The sequence below is a fragment of the Kitasatospora sp. NPDC001540 genome (genome assembly GCF_042894345.1).
GTDB lineage: Bacteria > Actinomycetota > Actinomycetes > Streptomycetales > Streptomycetaceae > Kitasatospora > Kitasatospora phosalacinea_C.
In genome coordinates, this window is the sequence record NZ_JBIAVO010000082.1 from 1 (window position 1) to 5,150 (window position 5,150).

A 5,150-nucleotide genomic window follows, 5' to 3' on the forward strand; every position below is an offset into this window, starting at 1 on the left:
CGCTGTTGAGTTCTCAAGGAACGGACGCTTCCTTCGAGCCGCATCCCTGCGGACCCTCCGGGCGCTTCGTTCTTTCGTGTTCCCAGCTTATCAGAGGTTTTTCGCTCCGATTTCCATTCCCGCTGGAGTGGGAATTCCTTCGACTTCGCTGCAGACCTTATCAAAAGCTCTGCGCTGCTCCGCTTCGGGGTTTTGCCTGACCGGGCCAGCATCCTCTCGGACGCGCTGCCTCGATTGGCGGTGTCGTAGACACTACGCCGGGGAGGACTGGATGTCCAGTGGCTCCCAACCGTTCGAACCTACTAGCCCATGGGGATCACGTCAATGGTCCCGCCGGGTTGATCATCAGGCTACCAGGTTTGGCGGGGCGCCCGTGACCACGCCACGCCGGAGGGGCGGTCAGCCGACCATCGGTTGGTGGTCGGTGCGGTCGGCGGCTTCGACGTCGCCGATCTCGCCGGTGGCGGCGGCGCGCTTGCCCAGGACCAGGGCGTAGAGCAGGAAGAGCGCCTCGACGAGGAGGCCCATGCCGATGCGGAGCCAGTCGGGGAGGGCGGAGCCGGTGACGAAGCCTTCGATGAAGCCGGTGACCATCAGGACGGCGGTGAGACCGATGACGGAGCCGATGACGGCGCGGCCCTCTTCGGCGAGGGCGACGGCACGGGTGCGGGGGCCGGGGTCGACGACGGTCCAGCCGAGGCGGAGGCTGAGGCCTCCGGCGACGAAGATGGCGGTCATTTCGAGCAGGCCGTGCGGGATGAGCAGGCCGAGGAAGAGCTGGAGGTGGTCGGCGGAGGCCATGGCGCCGACGCCGAAGCCGAGGTTGAGGACGTTCTCCAACAGGATGTACAGGACCGGGATGCCGAGCAGGACGGCGGAGATCAGGCACTGGGCGGCGACCCAGGCGTTGTTGGTCCACACCTGGGCGGCGAAGTTCGCCGACGGGTGCTCAGTGTAGTAGGTCTCGAACTCGCCGCCGGGCTTGGTGAATTGCTCGTACTGCTCGGGGGAGATCAGGGACCTGACGATCTCGGGGTGGGTGCCTATCCACCAGGCGATCACGGCGCTGAGGAGGAAGGAGACCGCGCCGACGGTCAGCCACCAGCGGCGGGCGCGGTAGAGGATCGCGGGGAAGCTGGTGGTGAAGTAGCGGGCGGCGTCGCGCCAGGAGGAGGCGCGGGCGCCCGCGACGGCGTTGCGGCCGCGGACGACCAGGGTGGTGAGCCGGCCCTCGATGCCGGGGTGCGGGGCGGCGGCCTGGACCTGGGCGAGGTGGCTGGTGGCGCGCTGGTAGAGGGTGATGAGCTCGTCGGACTCCTCGCCGGTGAGGCGGCGACGGCTGCTGAGGACCTCCAGACGGTGCCATTCCGCCTGGTGGGCGGCGACGAAGACGTCCAGGTCCATGGCGGTTCTCTCCGGGGGCGCGGCGGGGCTGCGGCTGCAACTGGTTGGTGTGCTGCCGGGGCTGGTGCGGGCTTAGCTTGCCAGACCGGAGGGCCGACGGGGCAGGGATGCCGGAAGCGTGACGACGAGTGGCGGCCCGGGGTTACCCGCCGGGGGTGTACGGCCTTATGTTTGCCGCTGTTGGTCGAGGGGGTCGGGTCGTGCGACGCGGGGTCGCCGACGGGCCGCGGAGCGGAGCGGGTGGGTGGCGTGAGCGAGCTGGTGACCGGTGAAGCGGTCGTCCTGGGGTTGCGGACGGCGAGGCTGCCGTCGCGGGCCCTGGCCCGGCTGCTGGACTGGGCCGTGTACACGGTGGCGTACGTCATCCTGGCGGTCGGTCTGCTGATGGGGCTCTCCGACCTGGAGGACGCCGCCCAGGCGGCGTTCGCGATCGGGGTGCTCGTGTTCTGCACGGTGCTGCTGCCGACGCTGGTCGAGACCCTGTCGCAGGGGCGGTCGTTGGGGAAGATCGCGCTGGGGCTGCGGGTGGTGCGGACGGACGGCGGTCCGATCCGGTTCCGGCACGCGCTGGTGCGGGGGCTGGTCGGGGTGATCGACTTCGGTCTGCTCGCGATGCCCGCGGTGCTCAGTTCGCTGTTCTCCGCGGAGGGGCGTCGGCTCGGCGACATCTTCGGCGGGACGATGGTGATCCGGGAGCGCCTGCCGCAGGGGGCGCGGGACCAGGGCGCGGTGCCGCCGGTGCCGCCGCAGGTGATGCACGCGCTGGGTGCGGACCTGGTGGCGCTGGACCTGTCCGCGGTGCCGGACGGCCTGTGGCTGTCGGCGCGCCAGGTGCTGGGCCGGATGCACGAGCTGGACAAGCCGGTGGCGGCCGCGCTGGGCGACCGGATGGCCGCGGACATGGCGCAGCGGACGGGTTGGCCGGTGCCCGCGGGGCTGCCCTCGCTGGTGTACCTGGGGGCGGTGCTGATGGAGCGCCAGCGCCGGGAGTGGGAGCGGGCCTCGGCGGCGGCCCACGCGGCGTACACGGCACAGCTGGCGCAGCAGCAGGCGCAGGCACAGGCACAGGCCCCGTACGGGGCGGTCCCGGCGCAGGCCGCAGCCCCGGCTTCGGAGCGGACGCCGCCGGTGCGGCAGCTCGGGTACCCGCAGGCGCCGCAGCCCGGCGCGGTGGCGCTCGCCAAGCCCGCGGAGGAGCCCGCGGCGAAGCCCGCCGAGCCGACCGGGGAGGCCGGCGGCGGGTTCGCGCCGCCCGCCTGAGCCCCCCGGACCGGAAGCGAACCGGACCGAACCCGCGCCGCGGCCCCGTGGGGTCAGCGGCGCGGGTTGGGCGGGGAGTCGAGTTCCTCGAGTTCGATGCCGGGGGCGCCGAGCAGGACGTCCCCGGTGAGGTGGAGGTCACGGACCTCGCCGGTGTCGAGGTCGGTGACCCGGTAGTGCTCGACGGGGAGCGGGCCGCTGTCGGTGGGGTGGTCCTGGACGGAGTGGAGCCGCCAGCCCTGGTCGAGGGTGCGGGGGGCGAGGGCGTCGCCGGTGAAGGAGACCAGGCGGATCCGGGCGTCGGTGCCGGGGGCGAGGTCGAGCAGCCGGGCGGTGGCGACCAGGAAGGCCGGGGAGTCGCCGGTGAAGGCGTGCGCCCGGTCCTCCCCCTCGGCGGCCTCCTCGGTGCCCGAGGCCGCGGCGCGGACCCAGTGGACGCCGTCGAGCGCGCCGCCGCGGACCTGCCAGCCGCCGGAGCGGAGTTCGAGCCGGATCGGGCGGTGCCGGGCGTCCAGGGTGAGGTCGGTGGTGCCCTGGACGGTGCCGTCGGGGCGGTAGCGCTTGGCGACGTAGCGCCAGCCGGCGGGGCCGGGGGCGCACTGGAAGCGCTCCTCGCCGAGCGGGGTTCCGTCGTGCGGGTCGTGGAGGGAGTAGCGGCCGTTCGGCATGGGGGGAAGCCTACGTAACCGGGGGTGCAACCTTCTCGGGGGCGGGTCGCATCAGGGGGGCGGTGGTGCGGTCGTGCCACCGGTTCTCGGGAGGAGGGGCGCCGGGATGGCGGAGCTGACGCGGGACAAGGAGTTCACCGCGTTCGTGGCCTCCAGGGCGGTCTGGTTGCGGAAGGTCGCGTACTTGCTGTGCGCGGACTGGCACCGTGCGGACGACCTGGTGCAGGAGAGCATCACGAAGCTGTACACCCACTGGGGCCGCGCGGGCCGGGCGGAGAACCGGGACGGCTACGCGCGGACGGTGCTGGTGAACACGTTCCTGGCCGAGCAGCGCACCGCGTGGTGGCGGCGGACCAGGCCCGCGGCGCGGCCGCCGGAGGACCCGGTGCTCGCGGAGCCGGACCTGGCGGTGTCGCTGGACCTGCGGGAGGCGCTGGCGGCGCTGCCGCCGCGGCAGCGGGCGACGGTGGTGCTGCGCTACTACTGCGACCTGTCGGTCGAGCAGACCGCGGCCGAGCTGGGGTGTTCCAGCGGCAATGTGAAGAGCCAGAGTTCGCGGGCGCTGGAGACGCTGCGGCGTTCCTCGGCGCTGCGCCCGTTGGGGAGGTCCGGGGCATGAGCGGGGACGGGGAGGAGCTGTCCGTGCGGATGGCGCGGTACGTGGCGGCGGAGGAGCGGTCGGCGCCGCCCTCGCGGGTGGATCCGGCGCTGGCGGTGCTGCGGGGCCGGGCGCGGCACCGGCGGCGGGTCTGGACGGTGGTGGCGGCGGCCGCGGCGGTGGTGCTGTCGGCGGGGTCGCTGGTGGTGCTGCGGGACGGGGGCGGGGCGGGCCCGGCGGAGGTCCCGTCGGTGCTGCCGACCGCGACCGGTCGGCCGGATCAGGGGGCGCCGGTGACGGGGCGGACGGTGCTGGCGGTGCCGGCCCGGTTCGGCTGGCTGCCGGAGTCGGTCTCGGCGGTGGAGTACCGCTCGGGGCCGGGCGGCTCGGACGTGGTCGCCCTGGTCGGCCCGGCGTCGGGCGGCGGGGGCCACGGCGGGGGCCAGTTCCTGCTGACGGCGTTCCCGGAGGGGGTGACGCCGGACGTGGACCCGCTGATCGGGGCGGGGGACGGCCTGCGGATCGGGGCGCCGCCGGTGAACGGGCAGGAGGCGTACTGGGTGTCGTCGAGCGATCCGGCGTTCGCGGCGGCGACGAACCTGCTGCGCTTCCGGGGCGCGGACGGCATCTGGTACCAGCTGGAGAGCTCGGGCCTGGCGGAGGCGGACCGGCAGTCGGTGCCGCTGCGGATCGCGGCGGGGGTGGTGCCGGGCCGGTACGTGCCGCCGATGCCGCTGGCGCTGTCCTCGCTGCCGGCCGACACGGTGGTCACCCGGGCGTCGCTGCGCCGGTCGGTGCACGACGGGGCGGGGTGGCGGGCCGAGGTGGGCTTCCAGCAGGACGGCTCGCACTACGTCACCGTGTCGGCGGAGCCGGGCGAGGTGCCGGGTCCGGCGGTCTGCGCGTCCGACGGCGGGGTGCGCCGGTGCGTGGAGGAGGCGCAGCCGGGGTCGGGGGCGGACGCCACGCTGCCGGTCTGGTTGAACCGGGTGGTGGCGCGCGGCACGGACGAGGGCGCCTGGTCGGCCGACGTGCTGCCGTAGGGCGGCCCGGACGCGCCGGTGCCCGGCACCCCGCGAAGGGGGTGCCGGGCACCGGCGCGTGCCGACTCAGTAGCGGTACTGCTCGGCCTTGTACGGGCCCTCGACCGGGACGCCGATGTAGTCGGCCTGGTCCTGGGTGAGGGTGGTGAGCTTGACGCCGAGGGCGTCCAGGTGCAG

6 protein-coding genes are annotated in these 5,150 nt (G+C 74.2%); 3 read left to right on the plus strand and 3 right to left on the minus strand.

What is annotated here, in order from left to right; genetic code table 11:
• Nucleotides 1-399: 399 nt before the first annotated feature.
• Nucleotides 400-1,404, minus strand: a complete 1,005-nt coding sequence (locus ACFY00_RS37975; protein WP_388038806.1) for a stage II sporulation protein M — start codon at nucleotides 1,402-1,404, stop codon at nucleotides 400-402.
• Nucleotides 1,405-1,653: 249 nt separating this feature from the next.
• On the opposite strand from ACFY00_RS37975, the gene ACFY00_RS37980 reads away from it, so the two are divergent.
• On the plus strand, nucleotides 1,654-2,664 hold the full coding sequence (locus ACFY00_RS37980; protein ID WP_388038808.1) for an RDD family protein: 1,011 nt from the start codon (nucleotides 1,654-1,656) through the stop codon (nucleotides 2,662-2,664).
• 53 nt (nucleotides 2,665-2,717) lie between these two features.
• Here ACFY00_RS37980 and ACFY00_RS37985 read toward each other — a convergent pair whose 3' ends face one another.
• A complete protein-coding gene (locus tag ACFY00_RS37985; protein WP_388038809.1) occupies nucleotides 2,718-3,332 on the minus strand; it encodes a hypothetical protein in 615 nt (204 codons plus the stop codon).
• Between the two features lie 106 nt (nucleotides 3,333-3,438).
• Between ACFY00_RS37985 and ACFY00_RS37990 the strand changes: the two genes are divergently transcribed.
• Entirely contained in the window at nucleotides 3,439-3,951 is a 513-nt protein-coding gene (locus ACFY00_RS37990) for a SigE family RNA polymerase sigma factor (protein WP_388038812.1), read from the plus strand.
• Nucleotides 3,948-4,973: a hypothetical protein gene (locus ACFY00_RS37995; protein WP_388038815.1), complete on the plus strand. Its 1,026-nt coding sequence runs from the start codon at nucleotides 3,948-3,950 to the stop codon at nucleotides 4,971-4,973. The genes ACFY00_RS37990 and ACFY00_RS37995 overlap by 4 nt, the downstream gene beginning before the upstream one ends.
• Nucleotides 4,974-5,039: 66 nt before the next feature.
• Here ACFY00_RS37995 and ACFY00_RS38000 read toward each other — a convergent pair.
• Nucleotides 5,040-5,150, minus strand: a 111-nt coding sequence (locus ACFY00_RS38000) for an adenosylhomocysteinase (RefSeq protein ID WP_388038818.1), incomplete at its 5' end; no start/stop codon positions are given.